The sequence below is a fragment of the Aequorivita marina genome, assembly GCF_031631895.2.
Classification (GTDB): Bacteria; Bacteroidota; Bacteroidia; order Flavobacteriales; family Flavobacteriaceae; genus Aequorivita; species Aequorivita marina.
The window spans coordinates 1-18,862 of record NZ_JAVMBW020000005.1 but is presented as its reverse complement, the minus strand read 5'-3'; the positions used below and the strand labels follow the sequence as shown (position 1 = coordinate 18,862).

General features: G+C 37.5%; 18 protein-coding genes and 1 pseudogene. 6 read left to right on the top strand and 13 right to left on the bottom strand.

Features of this window, described 5'->3' with window-relative positions:
- The first annotated feature begins 17 nt into the window (after positions 1-17).
- Complete coding sequence (locus tag QPK98_RS08150) at positions 18-968, top strand: aldo/keto reductase (protein WP_310992688.1); 951 nt, start codon at positions 18-20, stop codon at positions 966-968.
- Here QPK98_RS08150 and QPK98_RS08145 read toward each other — a convergent pair whose 3' ends face one another.
- The 6 genes and pseudogenes from QPK98_RS08145 to QPK98_RS08120 all read right to left on the bottom strand — a co-directional run bounded on the left by QPK98_RS08145 (position 969) and on the right by QPK98_RS08120 (position 5,175).
- A complete protein-coding gene (locus QPK98_RS08145; RefSeq protein WP_310992686.1) occupies positions 969-2,114 on the bottom strand; it encodes a lycopene cyclase family protein in 1,146 nt (381 codons plus the stop codon). It lies immediately after the preceding gene.
- Positions 2,115-2,197: 83 nt separating this feature from the next.
- Positions 2,198-2,962, bottom strand: a complete 765-nt coding sequence (locus QPK98_RS08140; protein ID WP_310992685.1) for a BamP family beta-assembly machinery protein — start codon at positions 2,960-2,962, stop codon at positions 2,198-2,200.
- Positions 2,963-3,202: 240 nt separating this feature from the next.
- A pseudogene (locus QPK98_RS08135) lies at positions 3,203-3,493 on the bottom strand (DUF1016 N-terminal domain-containing protein); the annotation flags it as partial.
- Between the two features lie 126 nt (positions 3,494-3,619).
- Positions 3,620-3,925, bottom strand: a complete 306-nt coding sequence (locus tag QPK98_RS08130; RefSeq protein WP_310992880.1) for an HpaII family restriction endonuclease — start codon at positions 3,923-3,925, stop codon at positions 3,620-3,622.
- Between the two features lie 303 nt (positions 3,926-4,228).
- Complete coding sequence (locus tag QPK98_RS08125; protein ID WP_310992683.1) at positions 4,229-4,993, bottom strand: HNH endonuclease; 765 nt, start codon at positions 4,991-4,993, stop codon at positions 4,229-4,231.
- Positions 4,957-5,175, bottom strand: a complete 219-nt coding sequence (locus QPK98_RS08120; RefSeq protein WP_310992682.1) for a hypothetical protein — start codon at positions 5,173-5,175, stop codon at positions 4,957-4,959. Before QPK98_RS08120 ends, QPK98_RS08125 begins: the two co-directional genes overlap by 37 nt.
- A gap of 621 nt (positions 5,176-5,796) precedes the next feature.
- Here QPK98_RS08120 and ffh point away from each other — a divergent pair.
- A complete protein-coding gene (ffh, locus tag QPK98_RS08115; RefSeq protein WP_310992681.1) occupies positions 5,797-7,125 on the top strand; it encodes a signal recognition particle protein in 1,329 nt (442 codons plus the stop codon).
- Between the two features lie 101 nt (positions 7,126-7,226).
- Positions 7,227-8,105, top strand: a complete 879-nt coding sequence (locus QPK98_RS08110) for a bifunctional 5,10-methylenetetrahydrofolate dehydrogenase/5,10-methenyltetrahydrofolate cyclohydrolase (RefSeq protein WP_310992680.1) — start codon at positions 7,227-7,229, stop codon at positions 8,103-8,105.
- Here the strand turns inward: QPK98_RS08110 and QPK98_RS08105 are convergent.
- The 6 genes from QPK98_RS08105 to QPK98_RS08080 form a co-directional block, all read right to left on the bottom strand.
- Entirely contained in the window at positions 8,102-8,566 is a 465-nt protein-coding gene (locus QPK98_RS08105) for a YkvA family protein (RefSeq protein WP_310992678.1), read from the bottom strand. The genes QPK98_RS08110 and QPK98_RS08105 overlap by 4 nt on opposite strands.
- A gap of 52 nt (positions 8,567-8,618) precedes the next feature.
- Positions 8,619-9,101, bottom strand: coding sequence for a thiol-disulfide oxidoreductase DCC family protein (locus QPK98_RS08100; protein WP_310992677.1), 483 nt, complete (start codon positions 9,099-9,101; stop codon positions 8,619-8,621).
- Positions 9,102-9,111: 10 nt separating this feature from the next.
- A complete protein-coding gene (locus QPK98_RS08095; RefSeq protein WP_310992676.1) occupies positions 9,112-10,152 on the bottom strand; it encodes an AI-2E family transporter in 1,041 nt (346 codons plus the stop codon).
- A gap of 435 nt (positions 10,153-10,587) precedes the next feature.
- A complete protein-coding gene (locus QPK98_RS08090; protein WP_310992674.1) occupies positions 10,588-10,827 on the bottom strand; it encodes a DUF7218 family protein in 240 nt (79 codons plus the stop codon).
- Positions 10,828-11,061: 234 nt separating this feature from the next.
- Entirely contained in the window at positions 11,062-11,628 is a 567-nt protein-coding gene (locus QPK98_RS08085) for a hypothetical protein (RefSeq protein ID WP_310992673.1), read from the bottom strand.
- Between the two features lie 109 nt (positions 11,629-11,737).
- The gene (locus QPK98_RS08080) at positions 11,738-13,267 is read right to left on the bottom strand and encodes a helicase HerA-like domain-containing protein (RefSeq protein ID WP_310992672.1); all 1,530 of its coding nucleotides are present in this window, start codon (positions 13,265-13,267) and stop codon (positions 11,738-11,740) included.
- A 255-nt stretch (positions 13,268-13,522) separates the two neighbouring features.
- Between QPK98_RS08080 and QPK98_RS08075 the strand changes: the two genes are divergently transcribed.
- Positions 13,523-14,152: a 7-carboxy-7-deazaguanine synthase QueE gene (locus tag QPK98_RS08075; protein WP_310992671.1), complete on the top strand. Its 630-nt coding sequence runs from the start codon at positions 13,523-13,525 to the stop codon at positions 14,150-14,152.
- A gap of 123 nt (positions 14,153-14,275) precedes the next feature.
- Here QPK98_RS08075 and QPK98_RS08070 read toward each other — a convergent pair whose 3' ends face one another.
- Complete coding sequence (locus tag QPK98_RS08070; RefSeq protein ID WP_310992670.1) at positions 14,276-14,815, bottom strand: DUF2911 domain-containing protein; 540 nt, start codon at positions 14,813-14,815, stop codon at positions 14,276-14,278.
- Between the two features lie 315 nt (positions 14,816-15,130).
- Between QPK98_RS08070 and gyrB the strand changes: the two genes are divergently transcribed.
- Both gyrB and mdh read left to right on the top strand, forming a co-directional pair.
- Positions 15,131-17,071 carry a DNA topoisomerase (ATP-hydrolyzing) subunit B gene (gyrB, locus tag QPK98_RS08065; RefSeq protein WP_310992669.1) on the top strand — a complete coding sequence of 647 codons (1,941 nt, stop codon included), beginning with the start codon at positions 15,131-15,133 and terminating at the stop codon, positions 17,069-17,071.
- A 212-nt stretch (positions 17,072-17,283) separates the two neighbouring features.
- A complete protein-coding gene (gene mdh, locus QPK98_RS08060; protein WP_310992668.1) occupies positions 17,284-18,210 on the top strand; it encodes a malate dehydrogenase in 927 nt (308 codons plus the stop codon).
- The last annotated feature ends 652 nt before the right edge of the window (positions 18,211-18,862 follow it).

The following is an 18,862-nucleotide window of genomic DNA, read 5'->3' as shown; positions in this document are numbered from 1 at the left end:
AAAATTGAAAATGTACTATGGAAAAAAGAGAACTCGGAAATTCAGGTCTTAAAGTAGCACCAATAACTTTTGGTGGAAATGTATTCGGTTGGACGGTAGATAAACAACAATCTTTTAAAATACTGGATGCCTTTGTAGATGCTGGATTCAATTTTATAGATACCGCCGACACGTATTCGTGGTGGGCAGATGGAAATAAAGGTGGAGAGTCTGAAACAATAATAGGGGAGTGGCTTGCAAAGCGAAAAAATAGGGACAAAATCATTCTTTCAACTAAAACTGGATCGCAAGACAATGAACATCCAAAAGACATAAGTAAAAAAACTATTCTTAAGAATGTAGAAAAATCGCTTTTGCGTTTAAAAACGGATTATATCGATTTGTATCAAACCCATTTTGATGATGAAATTACGCCAGTTGAAGAAACACTTTCCGCATATCAGCAACTAATTAAGGAAGGGAAAGTTCGCGTTATTGGCACCAGTAATATGTCGCCTAAAAGAATTCGTGAATCTCTACAAGCTTCTCAAAAAGAAGGGCCTCCGAAGTATGAAACCTTACAACCTTTATACAATTTGATGGAGCGTGAAGCTTATGAAAAGGAGTTGCGCCAGATTGTAAAAGATAATAATATGGGGGTTTTAAGTTATTACTCCTTAGCCTCCGGATTTCTTACCGGAAAATATAGAAGTAAACACGACCTCAACAAAAGTGAACGCGGTGGGGGAGTAGCAAAATATTTAAACGAAAAAGGCTTTAAAATTCTAGAAGCATTGGATTCCATTTCGGCGAAACACGATACTACGCAAGCAGCCATATCATTAGCTTGGTTGCTGGCAAGGCCTACCATTACGGCACCAATTGTTAGTGCCACCAGTTTAAAGCAAATGGAATCGATAATTAAGGCACCACAATTGAGCTTGGATAAGGAGGATTTAGATTTGTTAAATAAAGCGAGTTCTTTCTAGTTATTTCAGTTGTTTTATTCCGGACGTTAAAAAAGGAGCAAAAGGCAAACTACTCATTATTTTTATATCGTCACTTAAATCACTTTCGTTTGCAAGGAATTTTAAAATGGTTTCTGGGGAAGTTTTTTTAAACAATAATGAAAAGACTTTCTTTCCTTCTATCTTTTTTGAAATAAGGACGTCGAGTAAAGTTTTGTCGTACCATTGAAACATTTTCTCGCGGAAACTGATGGCAACATTTGGATGGCCATTATTCCGCAAACTGTTCACGATGTTTTGTGTATTTTTCTGAACAAACTGAAACGTATAGCCGCTACTGGCTTTTGTAGATCCTCCTGCCGTACCAATGTTGATTATCCTTTTTTCAGGACCTACAGTCTTTGAAAATTTGGCCAAAGACATAGGGATTACACCAAATTCGGTATGGGTAAGCTCATATTCGTCAATTTTTAAATAGTCCTTAATGTATTGCTTCAGCTCCTGTTTGTACTGCTTTTTGTCTAAAAGTTCAGGACTAAACAAGGTGTATTCCACTAAGGCTTCGGTAGCTGAAATGGGTAATACATACATAAAAGTAGCGCCATTTTTTTGAGTAAGCCTAAAATCCATCAATGTGCCAACCGCACTATTAAATTTTGGCGTTTTTGTTTGTATCACCCAGCCTTCAAAATGCTGTAAGAGGGAATTTTTTTTGGTTATTTCAGGGTTATAAAGACTGGTAGAGTTAAAAACAAACTCCGAAGTATATTTTTTATGTTCAGTTTCAATAATTGCCCGATTAGCGGCTGAAGTTATGCCATTAATAGCTTCATTCTTAAAAACTACGTTATCAAACTCTTTGGCGAAACTTAAAACGTAATTATAAAAATCGAGGCTTTGGATCATTTTATACGTGTAGTTTTTCAATTGGAACTCCTTAGTAAAATCTGAGGTTAAAAATTGAAGTTTTTTCCACTCGTGTTTTACTATGGGCTGGAAAAGTCCATTTTCTTCTTCCCAGTAGCACCAGGTTCTATCGTTTACTGTTTTCTTGTTCTTGTCAATAATTAGAATGTTTTTGTTTTTTAAAACAGGGTCTTTCAACATTCTAAATAATAGACTTAACCCCGCACATCCGGCTCCGGCAATTATATAATCGTATTTCATTTTTTCGGATGGCTTCAATAGTTTGGGTTTGTATGAGCTTGGTTTATTTGCCTAAATTACAAGTTTTATAATGCATTTACACACTATTCATTATTCCCTATTTCCTTTTCTTTTTTGAATTCTGTACGCTTCCGCTTTAAAAACTCAATAATAGTTATAGTGCTTTGTTTCATTGTTTTTTGATAATCGGGATCGGCTTCGCAGAAAAAGAGGAAAGAATAGACCTCCAGTTTATCTATTTTTAAGCCATCAATAAAAAAGGTTTCAGGAAATTTATCAAGTAATGCCAAAGTTAGTGCGTTTGTCTTTTGAAATTCAAGGTGTTTTTTCAACATTTTTGTCCGCCCAGAAATCATATTGATCAGGGCATCTACGGGGCCAGAATTGGCGGCATACAATTGTCTTGCAACTTTAGAGGGCAGTTTGAGGTCTGCATTGGGCAGGCCAATGGATGTTGCGGTAATAGGAGCTTCAATAGGGATGATGTTTGCATCGCTACCTAAATAGCCCGTAAGTGGTCTTCTAAGAGTTACAGTGCTCAGTTTATTCATTTTTTCGCTGAGGTTGATGCTTATTTTTTTGGTTTTTAGTTGTTCCTCTCCAATAACAAGAGTGGTTTCTTCAATATGAATGGCAGAAATAGAGAGCGTATCGTTTGTCCTGACCGCAATATAAAACCTTCCGTCTTTATCCGTAATCGTACCTTTACTGCTAGAGAGGTTATAGATATTAATACCTTCCACATCCAGATTGCTTGAGGTACTTACTTTTCCTTCTAAACTTTCACGTTGTGAATAGAGTGTTCCTGAAGCAAAAACCAAGGAAGCAAAAACTAACATTTTTAGCATGGAAAACTTTTTATAGAAAGTGTTTATGCGATACGGGTTTGCCATAAATGTTTAAAATGCCTTTTGATTATAAAAATCAGCATTACTGGAAGTATTTTTGCTTTTGTTAGCTTTTAATTAACGCTTTTGGGGTGTTAAAAAAAGAATGGTGTTCTTGTAGGGGTTTAAATACAGATTGAAATCGGAGCGTTGATTGCTATAAATTTTTGAGATGTTTAGCGCTGCTTTGGATAAAGGGCATTACAATAATGTGTACAAAGCCGAGTCAACCTGACGCTGTAACTCTCTAACACTCCAATTGTTTTTATAAGATTCAATCTCGTAGAACTTTCGTTCGTTTTCATCATCCATTCGCATGAGCTTTAGATAATGAGACCAGCTTAGAACGAATTTAGCAGACGGTGTCTGTCGTTTTTCCAATTCAGATTTCGCAGACAGTGTGTGCGGTTTGTCTTTTTCTAATTCCGCAGACAGTTTCTGCGGTTTTGAATATGAGAGATAAAAACTTCTCGTTTGCTGAATATTAGTGACTGAAAAACCTCTGCATCACTTTGATTAATGCCTGAACAAGGATTAGACAGGGCGCTCGATATGACGAATTATTGACCTGTGTATTTCCTAAAGCGAAATGCATATTTGTATAGCTTTTAGGGTTCACTATTTTGTAAATCTAATTTGTAGATTCAGATTAAAATATAATTCTTCGTTTTCTTCATAAATCTCTCCGAATCCGTGTCGAGAGGAACTTGCGGTCTCGAGTTTTGTATTGCTTAACAAGTAGTTCTCAAATTCATTTCTGTTATAAATGTGGTAGCACAAAACGTCTCCACTTGCTTTTACAATTAAATACCCTCCAGTTGCATCGTATTTTCCTGACCAAACTTTTGATGGCATCATTCCAAGTGCAACATCTGTTAGAAACCTTTTTATTTTGTATTCGTAGAATTTATGCTCGTTTTTAATGTCTTTGTTTCAAAAAATTAATTTATGGCATTCAATTAATTTGAAAATTGGGTAAGACTTAAGCTGAAAATTTAACTTTTGAAAAAAAAGTATCAAGTTCGATCTCTGAACTAAAGTGAAAATCACTTTCCGAGTTGTTCTGGAAAAAGTGTAGTAAGTTTAAATGATTTTCAAATACTCTAAATGAATTGCCTTCATAGTTATAAACAAAAAAAACTTTTTCTAAGCTCTTGTTTGTGACGAGCACAATTTCTATGGTTCTTGATGCTCTTATATATTCTGTGGAAATGGTTTGAAAAGTATTCATTGAATAAATATATTTTGGAAATGATAATCTAAAAACTCATGTGTCGGCAAAAATCTTTCAGGTTTTATAATCTTTTGATTATGGTATTTAATAAAGAAATCATTAACAGATTTATCTTTTGAGTAATCATTAAAAAAATCTGAAACTTTAACTTTAAAGTCTGGCGTAACTGTAATAAAGCCTTTGTCGAAAGCCTTATCGTGAATTGAATTTAAGCACAATCCATTATGAGGGTTGGTTCTATTCTTTTTATCTTTTGACCAAGGCTTTATATGACTTGCAACCAAAAAATCAGGTATCGAAAGCCCCGTGATGCAACACCTTAAATTGTATGAAGATAAAATTGTGCTTCGGAAAAAACTTTGATTAACCCGTGATTTCACAATAGTTTTCCTGTCTATTCCTTGTGGTAAATCATCAATATTAAAATCATCTATCTGTTCAATCTTTTTATTCTGAAATTCTGCAATAAATTTTTCACTCTCAAAAGCTAGTTTTTCCCAATTTCCATTAAATTCATTCCAAATAACTTCCTCTAGTTTACTGCCATTTACTAAACCTGTAATTCCTTTTCTTCTCAACTCTGGATCAAGTCTTCCAAAATTACCAATTTTCATGTTTAGTGCTGAAGGTGATCTTCCAATAATATTAGCATATTTTATTACAGTTGGATTGGTTTTGCTACTACTTCTAAAAGGTATTTTACAATAAATATTAAAGGCAACTATAGTTTCTTTTCTTGTCCAGTTTTTCTTTGCCATTGAGCTATATTTTGCGATAGAGATTGAAGTGGAAAACCTGTTCTTTTGTATCTTATTCTATATTTTTCTAGAGCTATCAAATAATGCGTAAAAGAGGCAGGTTTAGAATTGTCTGGGTCAATTATCTTTATTTCAAACAGCTGTCCGTCAATATTTTCTATGTTAATTCTTTCCTTAAGCATTATCTTTTTTTAACTGTACAAGATAACAAAATTTGTCGTCTTGGGCAGATGATATTAAGTTTTTTATTCAAAGCCTTTTCAATTTTTTTCGAGCGTAGAGGTTAAAAAGCAGCTATTTTAGCTTTTTAGTTTTGGCTAATGCGATGGCAAAAACGAAACCTCCTTAACTGTACGACTGTTCATTTTCTGCAATTATTGTCAAAGCCATTTTTTTCAATTCGTAATTTGTACTTCGACCTTCTAATTATTTTTGATTGAAACTCTTTTCTTCTCAATAAGTTTCTGGATTGATAAGCTATAATTTCTTTGTGAACTTAGATTTTAAAGAGCAAGTAGCATTTCAGGTGTTTTTTTCGCAATACATTCATTATCAGGATTAAATGGGCAAGTGGTTTTCCGCATTTATAATGAGAATAACGTCGTTTATCTCCGCACAAAGCAATTTAACGGCATGTTCACCACAAAAAATAGTTGTTTGGTTAAACTAGACCCGTACAAATGAATACTTTTTTTTGATACTCCCTTTCAGTGTGTTATCTTTGCAACCTTAGACCCCAAAGCTAACAACCTGGCTTTGCACAGGTGATAAGTTTGGAGTTAACCCATTAAGAACGCAAGAATATGTTTGATAATTTAAGTGATAAGCTGGATAAAGCGCTGCACGTACTAAAAGGTCACGGCAGCATAACCGAAGTAAACGTAGCAGAAACCCTAAAGGAAGTGCGTCGCGCCCTACTGGATGCCGATGTTAACTTTAAAACCGCCAAGGAATTTACCAATACGGTTAAGAAAAAGGCACTGGGTCAAGATGTACTTACTACGCTTCAGCCCGGACAGTTAATGGTGAAGTTGGTAAAAGACGAGCTTACCGAATTGATGGGCGGCGAGACTGCTGGAGTTAACTTGAGCGGTACGCCAACGGTTATTTTAATGTCTGGTTTGCAGGGTAGCGGTAAAACTACTTTCTCTGGAAAATTGGCAAATTACTTAAAGACAAAGAAGACTAAAAAACCACTTTTGGTTGCCTGTGATGTTTATAGACCCGCGGCAATAAATCAGTTGCACGTAGTTGGAGATCAGATTGGCGTTGAGGTTTATAGCGAACCAGAAAATAAAAATCCAGTTTCTATAGCTCAAAATGCAATAGCCCACGCCAAGCAAAATGGCTTTAACGTTGTTATTGTAGATACCGCCGGTCGTCTTGCCATTGATGAGGCAATGATGACTGAAATCTCAAACGTACACAAGGCAATTGAACCGCAAGAAACACTATTTGTGGTAGATGCAATGACGGGGCAAGATGCCGTAAATACTGCAAAAGCCTTTAATGATCGATTAAATTTTGAAGGGGTTGTACTTACTAAATTAGATGGTGATACCCGTGGAGGTGCTGCTATTTCTATTAAAAGTGTAGTAGATAAACCTATTAAATTTATTGGTACCGGTGAAAAGATGGATGCCATTGATGTGTTCCACCCGGCGCGTATGGCCGATCGTATTTTGGGGATGGGAGACGTTGTTTCGCTGGTAGAAAGAGCACAGGAGCAATTTGATGAGGATGAAGCTCGAAAACTTCAAAAGAAGATTGCAAAAAACCAATTTGGTTTTGACGATTTCTTAAGCCAAATTCAGCAGGTTAAGAAAATGGGAAGTATGAAAGATTTGGTGGGAATGATTCCCGGGGCAGGAAAAGCATTAAAAGATGTTGATATAGACGATGATGCCTTTAAAGGAATTGAAGCTATAATTCATTCTATGACGCCAGCCGAAAGAACCCAGCCCGCATTGATTAAGGGAAGTCGTAAAAAAAGAATTGCCAAAGGTAGCGGAACAAGCGTTCAACAAGTGAATCAGTTGCTTAAGCAATTTAACCAAATGAGCAAGATGATGAAAATGATGCAAGGTGGCGGCGGAAGAAAGATGATGCAGGCCATGGGGAATATGCGGTAGTGTTCAGTAGTCAGTAATCAGTAGTCAGTAATCAGTAGTCAGTAGTTAGTAATAAGTAGTCAGTGATTAGTAGTAACAATCAGTTCAATAATAAACAGCAGATGGTAATTCTAGACGGAAAAAAAGTTTCAAACGATATTAAAAACGAAATCGCTGCTGAAGTGGATAAGATGAAATCCAATGGCGAAAAAGTGCCGCATCTTGCCGCCATAATTGTTGGGAATGACGGGGCGAGTCTTACGTATGTAGGAAGTAAAGTACGTGCATGCGAGCGCGTAGGTTTTGAGTCAACCTTAGTGAAAATGCCCGAAACTACTAGCGAACTAGAGCTGCTGAAAAAAATTAAGGAATTAAATGAAGATGAGGCCATAGATGGGTTTATTGTTCAGCTTCCGTTGCCTCCACAAATTGACACGCAAAAAGTGCTGCTTACCGTAGATCCTTCAAAAGATGTTGATGGGTTTCACCCTGAAAATTTTGGTAAAATGGCTTTAGATATGAGTACGTTTATTCCAGCTACGCCATTTGGTATTTTAGAACTTCTGCAACGCTACAAAGTTGATACCAAGGGAAAACACACGGTGGTTATTGGCAGAAGCCATATTGTTGGGCGCCCAATGAGTATTTTAATGAGCCGAAAAGGCTGGCCAGGAAATAGTACGGTAACCTTAACGCACAGCAACACCAAAAATATTGCCCAAATTACTACACAGGCAGATATTATAATTTCAGCCTTGGGGGTTCCAAACTTCCTTAAGGCCGAAATGGTAAAAGACGATGCTGTAATTATTGATGTTGGTATAACAAGAGTTGAAGACGAAAGCCGCCCAAAAGGCTACGCCATTACGGGCGATGTAGATTTTAAAAACGTAAGTAAAAAGGCATCTTTTATTACGCCAGTTCCGGGCGGGGTAGGGCCAATGACCATTGCCATGCTTCTTAAAAATACGTTATTGGCAAGAGAGCAAAGAAAACATTAAAGTCCTTCGCCTTTTTTTAGTTTCCAATCCAAGTATTTGTGAAGGTCGCTTTCTATCCATCCGGTACCGATAGCCAATACCGAAAGATCATCAATGTAACCTACTCCGGGAATAAAATCTGGAACTAAATCCATTGGATTTAATACGTATAATAACGCCAATACTACCGTGGCAATTGTAAACCATGGAATTTCCGGATATACGCGGTTTTTCATATCTTTTAACATGGCCATCATAATTTTTCCGAGTTCGGCATATTTTGAAAGTGTCTTGGCGCCACTAAATTTTTTATTAATGGCTTCTTCGTTTTCCAAAACCAGTTCAACATCATCGTCTTCAATTTTAACCACTTCCTCTTCCATAAACTCTTTTGCAGAGTCATGGGTGGTGCTGTGATCTGAGGAACTGTCTTGTCGGTTTCCTGGATTAAAGTATTTCGATAAAATTCCTTTGAATGACATATTTTTTCTTTTAAAGATACATTTTTAAGCAGAGGGAAGTTTTAAAATTTTGTTATAAAATTGAAACTATCATTATTATACTCAAACCAAAAGTACAAATCCAAAGCAACCAGTATGGTTTCAGTGATTTTGGATTTTTTCCGAAGCATATTGTAGTGAGCTTAAAGAAAAAGCTGCGATGCTTCGCTATAAAATTATAAGAGTGATCGCTGATAAAAGTAAATGTTTTTGAGCGAGCGTAAAGCTTATTCCAGAAATAGGAAGGCTTTTTAAAATAGACAAAACTACGATAGGCTGAGTTTGGTCCACTGTAGATTGATCCGTCCGTTTCAATAAGTCGCGAGGCTTTTTTAAATTCCTTGATCGGAATGCCTTTAACCAGATGAGCAACTTCTTGATATGGGCTGTAATTTACACGGTTTCCTGTTTTGAACTTCCAATGGGTTACCCAATATTTACAAAACCCACATGCACCATCCCAGACCAGAAGTGGTTTACTAGGGGAAAAAGAGGTAGAAGGCACTTTTGTGAACATGTGTTTGGTGTTACAGGTGTTCTTCCTGTGTAATAGACTCCTCTTTACCGTATTCTTTCCGATAAATTTTAACAATTACCATAAAAAGACTTATCAATAAGGGGCCAAATATAAGGCCTATAAACCCGAATAATGGCACGCCTACTATTACCCCAATAAGGGTGACTAATGGGTGTACATCGTCCAGTTTTTTAAGTACGTATAAGCGAATTATATTATCTGTAGAACCAACAACTATAAACCCGTATAGCAGAATTCCCCAAGCTGCAAAATTATCGCCGGTGGACAGCGAAAGTAGAAAAACGGGTAGAATTCCCAAGAGGGTTCCCACAAAGGGAATCATACTGGAGATGGTTACAATAACAAACCAAAAAAATGGATCTTCAGTGCCAAATATTAAAAAACCTATAAGGGCGACAATACCTTGTGCAAGGCCAACCATCGGGATTCCTAAGGCATTAGAACGGACCATTTTTTGTACTTCTATTCCAACTTCCTTTAAGTTTTTTCGATTCATTGGAATGTAATCTCTAAGCGAATCTCTTAAATCTTTACGGTTTGTAAACATATAAAAGAGCATAAAATACATCAATCCAATAGCAACAAATGCATTAAAAGTGCCACCAACAAAGCCTTGGAGGTTTTCTGATGTCCATCCGGTAATGGCTGCAGCATCAATCTGCGAAGTTAAATCGTAGCCGATTTTCTCTTGAATCTTGGCCAATTGCTCTTTAAACGCTAGAACAACCTCTCCTGAATTTTCTACAGCCGTACCTACTTTGTTCGTCAACATTAAAATAATTCCCGCTATGGGAATTAGAATTCCGAAGAAAGAAATAAGCATCAATACGGAGGCTGCTAAATTGGGGTTCCAATTTTTCTTAATAACTAATTTTGACATCCAATTACGCATTAAAACGTAAATGGTAATGGCTCCTAATACTCCGGTAAGGTATGGGATGAGCTCTCTAAATATCAGGCTTCCCATTAACAGTATTAGCAAGATTACGAAAATCTGTCTTATTATTTGGGTGGGTATTACTTTAATCATTTGGCAAATAGTTGAGTTAGGTCATTAAATGCTTTAAATTCGAGGGTGTTTCCAGAAGGATCCTTAAAAAATAGGGTTGCCTATTCTCCGAGCTTTCCTTCAAACCGAATATATGGAGCGATTATGAAAGTAATGTTTTTTTCTATGAGTTTTGTTGAAAACACCTTAAAAGTTTTAATATCTTAATCTACACCTAAATGTGGCATCGGCACAATCATACCAGCAACTGAGTTATCGTTTGTAATTTTTCGACCTAGCAATTGGGTTAATGCTGGTCTTTTTTCTTTTAAATGAATGATAATTTGATAGCCAAAAACCGAAATCTATCCACCCATTACTGCTTTTATCTTCAGGCAGGCTTAATACGGTGCCTTAAAAAGTTCGGCAAGTTGTCAGCGGTTATTGCAAGATGGAAAGGTCTTAATGTATTGCTCATTAGTTGTTTCTTAAAGCTTTAATAAGTTCTTTTTTCTTCATTTTTGAACGGCCTTCAACACCCACATTTTTAGCTTGTTCATAGAGTTCATCTTTTGTCCACTCCTCGTAAGGCTTCGCTTTACCACCTTTTTTACCGGCTTTTGGGGTGTTTGCAATTCGTGCAGACTTTTCCTTGCTATACCCTTGCTCGCGTAAGGCTTCATATTGTTCTTCGTTTTTAATTCTTGGTTTTGGCATACGTATAGTTCTAAAAAAATAACACCCCATGGTTTACCATAGGGTGCTAACGTTAATAGCTGTATTGGTTTGATGTCTTTTCGATTTTTAAAAAGACTTTTCCTCTGGCGTGTATTGCTGGAAGATCTATAACTTTAATCATAATTCAATTGTATTAACAATCTGGTTGAATTAAAAATAAAGGAAAACATCCATTAAATGATGAATGTTAACAAAATCTTTACAGCGGAATAATTATTCTGCCGCAGGTTCCCAACCAAGCATAAAGTATTTAAAAGGAGCATTGTCTGGAATTTGCGAAGCCTCTACTTTAATATTGGGGTCATAGCGCAATTCTTCTGGCAAATTCTCTTTGTCTATGGTTAAATAAACATCGGTGTCTTCTAGAAAAACTACAATTGCATTTATCGTGGTTTCTATATTGTTCACCTTGTAATTTGCTTTTACATCTTTAAATGTACTGGCAGAATTAAGGCCTTTATCTGTTTTGTAACGCGAGTCAAAAACTTGAATATTCGTTATGGTTGAGCTAGGGTCCGATTCATTCTCTGGAGAAAGTGTCATGAGTTTTTTTCCTCCTTTTTCATAAACTTCTACTTCGCCTTGGGTTTCTATAGCATTTGGCGACGAGTTGATCTTTACAATGGAGTCCGTAGCAAAAACAGAATCAACCTGTTTCATCATTATCTCACTGCTCAATTTTCCAATAGAACCTTTGTTTATAGTAAATGGGTCACTTTCTTTTCCACACTGCACAAATAATACTGCCGCAACAGCACCGATAATTATTGTTTTTTTCATTGTTTCTTTAATTACTTCGTTATAGACTATTCGGCTGCGAAGGTAATAAGATTTTAAGATGATGGGTTTAGAGTCTGGATATTTATTTTCACCTTTTATCGCTTTCCGTTTATTTTATCATTTTGCTTAAAATGCCAAGAACGCTTCTAATTACCGTAGGGCTTGAAAGGGCTTTTATCCAGGGGCTCGAAGAAGATTTTTTACTAGAACTGCTTTTTTTCCTCACGGTCTTGCTTGCCGCCTCTTTTTCTTTTTTTGCCTTTTCTTTGGTCTCTGCCTTGTTGGCTTCTTTAATTTTTTCGTTTAGCATTTCATAGGCGCTATTCCTATTGGTATGCTCATTGTATTTAGGAATAAGCTTTGACGTTTTTAATAATCCAGATAACTCGCTATCGGTTAAAATATCCATTCGGCTCATTGGGGCTCGCAACATTGTTCTTGCAAGCGGGGTGGGAATCCCTTTCTCATTTAATGCACTTACCAGCGCTTCGCCAATACCGAGTTTGGTTAAAACTTCATCGGTTTTATAATAGGGTGATAGCGGATAGTTTTCGGCAGTAAGCTTAATCGCTCTTCTATCTTTAGCCGTGAATGCCCGTAGTGCATGCTGAACTTTTAAACCTAACTGACTTAGTACGGCCTCCGGCACGTCTGTAGGGTTTTGGGTAACAAAGTAAAGCCCTACGCCCTTTGAGCGTATCAACTTTACAATACTCTCAATTTGATCTAAAAGTGCAGTGCTTGCCTGTTTAAAGATTAAATGTGCTTCGTCAATAAATATGGCAAGTTCTGGTTTTCCACTATCGCCTTGCTCTGGAAACGTCGCGTATATTTCGGCCAATAGGCTTAGCATAAAGGTTGAAAATAGTTTGGGACGATCTTGAATATCGGTCAGCCTAACAATGTTGATAAACCCCATTCCATTCTCATCCTTACGAAGCAAATCTTGTGGGTCGAAAGATTTTTCACCAAAAAATAAATTTGCACCTTGTTGTTCCAAGGCTATTACCTTACGGAAAATGACCCCTGTAGAGGCAGTAGAAATTCTCCCGTATTCCTTGCTAAAAGTATCTTTACCCTCTTCGGTGGTGTATTGGAGTATTTTTTTAAAGTCCTGTAAATCTAACAGTGGCATTTTATGGTCGTCGCAATACTTAAAAATTACGGCTACAATCCCCGATTGAACATCGTTTAGCCCTAAAATCCTGGAAAGTAGCACAGGTCCAAACTCGCTTACCGTTGCCCGAAGCCGAACCCCTTCCTGATTGGAAAGTGAAAGAATTTCAGCGGGAAACTTTTTGGCCTCATACGGAAAGCCAATGGCTTGGTGCCGTTCCTCAATTTTGGCGTTGTTGGACCCCGGTTCTGCAATACCGCTTAAATCGCCTTTTACATCCATAAGTAATACGGGAACTCCTTTAGCCGAAAGGTTTTCAGCAATAATCTGCAGTGTTTTGGTCTTCCCTGTACCCGTAGCGCCTGCAATAAGCCCATGGCGGTTCATGGTTTTTAATGGAATTTTCACGTAAGCCTGCGCGGCGGTTTCTTCATTATACATGGCCGCACCAAGATTGATATAATCTCCTTTTGTGGCGTATCCCTTGTTGATGTAATCTGTAAAAGCTTGCTTGGTGGACATCCCTATAAAATTTTAGTCAAAAGTAAGAAAATATAAATTCCAAACTCTAAAAATCTGATTTCCTAGTAAGTCAGATTATTGAAACCTAATTAAAATGCTAAAACACTAAACTTTTGTTTTGTTGATTTCAAAGTCGTTGCAAAGTCAAGAATAAACCTGCGTATGGAAAACCTTCTTAAATTCTAGTGCTAAATCCTTGCAATTCAATGCGCCTTATTTTGAATTTTATTCCATATTTAAAGTATTTTTGCAACGATGAAAAAGGAAATACAGAATTTGGTTGACAAGGGGCTGGTACTGCCATTGATGGAGGAGTTTTATACCATTCAGGGGGAAGGGTTTCATAAAGGCACCGCAGCTTATTTTATTAGAGTTGGTGGTTGCGATGTTGGTTGCCATTGGTGCGATGTTAAAGAAAGCTGGAATGCGGAATTGCATCCACCCACTGCGGTTGAAAGAATTGTTGATAACGCCGATAAGCATTCAAAAACCATTGTAATTACGGGAGGAGAGCCTTTAACTTGGGATATGGGGCCCTTGACCCAAATGCTAAAGCAGAAAGGAATGCAAATTCATATAGAAACCTCAGGTGCATATAAGCTAACGGGCACTTGGGATTGGATTTGCCTATCCCCGAAAAAAATAAAACTGCCAACTGAAGAAGTGTATAAGGTGGCCAATGAATTGAAAGTAATCATTTTTAACAAAGATGATTTTCGCTTTGCCGAAGAACAAGCCAAGAAGGTGAATAAAGATTGTATCCTGTATCTGCAGCCTGAATGGAGTAAACGTGAAAAAATGAGTCCGTTAATTGTGGATTATGTCATGCAAAATCCGCAATGGAAAGTTTCCTTGCAAACGCATAAATATTTGAATATCCCGTAGGGACAGGTCGCGACCTGTCCGTACACTGTCCTGTCCGTACACTGTCCTGTCCGTACGCTGTCCTGTCCGTACGCTGTCCGTGAATAATTTGCCCGTACATGATCTGTTCATGAAGTTCTGCCGTTACGGAATCCGGAACGGAATTTCCACATAGTGATCGTCCCAGCCTATCATTAAAGTTGTTTTGTTTTCATCAGTTTTAAAAATCATTGATAACGATTCTATTGGGGCTGCAGCTTGTTCACATGGAACTTTAATTCGTGCCACATCTTTTTCTTTTTTATAGCTAAAAGCTCCCCATGCGTTGATTTCGCTGTTAATAATAATCGTCCACTCATCTTCTCTTGGAATAGTGTACAGTGTATAAGTTCCGGGTTTTAGTAGTGTTTTCCCGAACATAAGCGGCACATAGGTTGTAAGTTCGGTAGCTTCATTGGCTCCGGTACGCCATACTTTGTTATAAGGAACTAGTTCGCCAAAAATATCGCGACCTCTTTTTTGCGGCCTACTGTAAATTACGCGTGCCAAAGGTGCAGCATTATCTGGTCTAGCAATAGCAAGATCCATAGGGGATACATCCCTATCAGGAAAGCCTTGCCCATAAACATCTTGAAAAGTAAATGCAGTTACGGCGATAAAAAATACAAGTATTGAATTTTTCATAATTTCTTTATTTAGGCTTCTAACTCATGCAACTTATAATCTGAGGGAAGGTTTTTATGTAAATTTAAAAAATAATTGGGCAACATATCAGTTTAGCGCTTCCTGATTATTGTTAAAACGAATAAATGCACAAAAATAGTGCACGATAATGGCTTAAAACTAACAGAAGGTTTATGTCTTCTCTAAATACTCGGTTTTTCCACAAAAACTTGTTAATAACTTAAGCATCATAACTTGCGTAAACCCTTAATTTTATTGGGGATTTCGTTATATTTGTTCGTTACGAGAAAAACCGAAAATCATTCAAATAATTATATGAGCGAAGAACAGAAAAAAGGTAGCTACGGCGCCGACCAGATTCAAGCCTTAGAAGGAATGGAACACGTGCGTATGCGCCCCTCCATGTATATTGGCGATGTAGGCAACCGCGGTTTGCACCACTTGGTGTATGAAGTTGTAGATAACTCCATTGATGAAGCAATGGGTGGTTACTGCGATACGATTAAAGTTATAATAAACGAAGATAATTCAATATCTGTAGAAGATAATGGACGTGGAATACCGGTAGATATCCATAAAAAAGAAGGTGTTTCGGCACTTGAGGTTGTAATGACCAAGATTGGAGCTGGTGGTAAGTTTGATAAAGATTCCTATAAAGTATCCGGTGGGCTTCACGGGGTTGGGGTTTCTGTAGTAAACGCACTTTCCGAAAATCTTACCGCTACAGTTTATCGCGAAGGCAAAATATGGCAGCAAGAATTTGGGCGCGGAAAGGCCTTGAGTCCTGTAAAAGCTATTGGCGAAACCGATAAACGCGGAACCATAGTTACTTTTAAGCCCGATGCTGAAATTTTTCATCAAACTCTTGAGTACAGTTATGATACGCTGGCAAGTAGAATGCGTGAGCTGTCCTTTTTAAATAGGGGGCTAACCATTTATGTTACTGATAAACGCCGAACCAATGATGAAGGCGAGTTTGAAACCGAAAAGTTTCACAGTGAAGAGGGCCTAAAGGAATTTATTCGTTTCTTGGATGGTAATCGTGAGCCCATTATAAACGAAGTTATTTCCATGGAAGGTGAAAAGAACGATATTCCTGTGGAAGTTGCCATGGTTTACAATACGTCGTTTAATGAAAATCTTCATTCTTATGTAAATAATATTAATACGCATGAAGGCGGAACCCATCTTTCTGGTTTTAGATCTGGATTAACGCGTACGTTGAAGAAATATGCCGATGCTTCTGGAATGCTCGATAAGCTTAAATTTGATATTTCTGGCGATGACTTCCGCGAAGGCTTAACAGCGATAATTTCAGTTAAAGTTCAAGAACCACAGTTTGAGGGGCAGACAAAAACAAAGCTGGGTAACCGCGAAGTTACTTCGGCAGTAAGCCAGACCGTTGCGGAAATGCTGGAAAATTATTTGGAAGAAAACCCAAATGATGCCAAGACCATTGTCCAAAAAGTTATTCTTGCGGCACAAGCACGCCATGCCGCTAAGAAAGCGCGCGAGATGGTACAGCGTAAAACCGTGATGAGCGGTGGTGGCTTACCAGGAAAACTTTCCGATTGCTCTGAGCAGGATCCCGAAAAATGTGAAGTATTCTTAGTAGAGGGTGACTCTGCGGGCGGGACGGCCAAACAAGGGCGTGACCGTAATTTTCAAGCTATTCTTCCGCTTCGAGGTAAAATCCTAAACGTGGAAAAGGCTATGCACCACAAGGTTTTTGAGAATGAGGAAATCAGAAATATTTATACTGCACTAGGTGTAACGGTTGGTACCGAAGAGGATAGTAAGGCGCTTAACCTTGAAAAATTGCGATATCATAAAGTAGTTATTATGTGTGATGCAGATGTGGATGGAAGTCATATTGCTACTTTGATTCTTACTTTCTTTTATCGTTATATGCGAGAATTGGTGGAGGCTGGTTGCGTCTATATTGCAACGCCACCGCTTTATTTGGTGAAAAAAGGAGCCAAAAAAGATTACGCATGGAGCGATAAGGAGCGCGATAGACTAAACGAAGAGTTTGGTGGTAGTGCTTCTATTCAACGTTACAAAGGTTTGGGAGAAATGAACGCCGAACAACTTTGGGATACAACGATGAACCCGGAATTTCGAACCCTGCGCCAAGTAACTATTGATAACGGTACGGAAGCAGATAGAATATTTTCTATGTTGATGGGCGATGAGGTGCCGCCAAGACGTGAATTTATTGAGAGAAATGCAGTTTATGCAAACATTGACGTATAAATAGCTTTGTCATAACCTTATAAAGGCCCATTTCTGGAATTTAGGAAATGGGCTTTTTGGTTTTTAACCCTTTATTATCATAATTTTAAGTAGATAATAGTACTTTTGTAGTGAGTTCAGAATGAATTTTTGAAATAGCTGTCATTTCATTGTTTTAACTTCAGATAAGGACGGCTTTTTGATAAATAACACATAACGATTAAATAAAAGATATGAAAGTAACAGTAGTAGGAGCAGGTGCTGTAGGTGCGAGTTGTGCCGAGTACATTGCCATTAAAGATTTTGCAAGTGAAGTAGTTTTATTAGACATTAAAGAAGGTTTTGCCGAAGGAAAGGCGATGGACTTGATGCAAACTGCTTCGTTGAACGGTTTTGATACCAAAATTACCGGTGTAACTAACGATTATTCAAAAACAGCAGGTAGCGATATCTGTGTAATCACAAGTGGAATTCCACGTAAGCCTGGGATGACCCGTGAAGAACTAATTGGTATAAACGCCGGAATTGTAAAAGAAGTTTCTTCAAATCTTGTAAAGCATTCTCCAGATACTGTTCTTATAATAGTGAGTAACCCAATGGATACTATGGCTTACTTGGTGCACAAAACCTCTGGCCTTGATAAAAATAAAATTATCGGGATGGGTGGAGCCTTGGATAGCGCTCGTTTTAAATACCGTTTGGCAGAAGCTTTGGAAGCCCCAATTAGCGATGTTGACGGAATGGTAATTGGTGGTCATAGCGATACCGGAATGGTGCCTTTAACACGATTGGCAACTAGAAATAGTGTTCCAGTAACAAAATTCATTTCAGAAGAAAGACTGGACCAAGTTAAAGAAGATACTAAAGTTGGTGGTGCTACACTTACAAAACTCTTGGGTACTTCGGCTTGGTATGCGCCTGGGGCTGCTGTTTCTGGTTTGGTACAGGCCATTGCATGCGACCAAAAGAAAATGTTCCCTTGCTCGGTAATGCTTAATGGTGAATATGGACTGAATGACATTTCTATTGGCGTTCCAGTAATTTTGGGCCGCAACGGAATCGAAAAAATAGTTGAAATTGAATTGACCGATGCCGAAAAAGCACATATTGAAAAAAGTGCCGAAGGTGTTCGTAAAACTAACAATTTGCTAGAGCTATAAACTCAAGCCATCTTTAAAATTACAAAACCTGTCAAGTTTCCATAGCTTGACAGGTTTTTTAATTAAGAATATAGTGCGTTTTATTCCTTGCAAATTTTACTGTCTATTGTTTGGGTTTCGCCATTTGCGGACAATGTGGATGTTACGTAAAAACAATTTTCTTCAATTTTAATCAACGCAGTCATAACTCCGTTATTATCATTTATGAATTGTTGATATTCGGTGAGTTGCATTTTTGATTCGTCATATTTTAATCGATACGTACAATCATCAATCCACTCAATAATTTCATAGGAAGTCTTGTTGAAATCATCGTCTAATTTCCCCTCTGGATCTTCAACAACTTCAATTTGTGAAGTTCCTTTTCTGATAATTTTATAACCGAAGGGTATTATATTGTCAGCGGCAACATTAAAAGTTCCGTCTTTAAAGTCTGAACAGCTTAGGTCTTGGGCGGAACTATCAGTACTATAGAGGCTTGAAGCCAGGAGTAAAGCTATAAAAACAATCCTGTCCTAAATATTTAACCTGTTCATTTTTTCCATTGATGAAAAAACGAACCAAAAAAATCTAGGCTTACGAAATTTTCTCTAAATTTTTTGTTCGTCCCCTAAATTTTAGGAACTCGCCTTTAAATCCAGTGCTTTGATGA